This window comes from Mammaliicoccus sp. G-M28, assembly GCF_022386595.1.
GTDB lineage: Bacteria > Bacillota > Bacilli > Staphylococcales > Staphylococcaceae > Mammaliicoccus > Mammaliicoccus fleurettii.
In genome coordinates this window covers 1-255 of sequence record NZ_JAJNIF010000050.1, presented here as the reverse complement: position 1 = coordinate 255, position 255 = coordinate 1, and the positions used below count along the sequence as shown (strand labels likewise).

Below are 255 nucleotides of genomic sequence, written 5' to 3'. Positions count from 1 at the left end.
TCACAGGTTTAGTAGGCGGCGTTGTATCTTTCGATTTGACTGGTTCAGAAGCGTCAGACGTATTTGGCGTTTCCGCATTATCCGTCGCTTTGGCTGTGATATTACCCTCAGGTAATGGTGTTGTTGGCGTGATTTCAGCGACACCTTGATCATTTGCGATACCTTCACCAATCTTATTGCCATCTTTATCGAACAATTCTACTTTAGATCCTGGATCAGTAGTCACTGTAATTGGATCTTTCGTACCACCTTTAT

General features: G+C 43.1%; 1 protein-coding gene. It reads right to left on the bottom strand.

Annotation, left to right across the window (positions count from 1 at the left end; translation table 11 throughout):
- The coding region (locus tag LQ609_RS12645) for an Ig-like domain-containing protein (RefSeq protein WP_239734847.1) at positions 1 to 255 on the bottom strand (255 nt) is incomplete at both ends.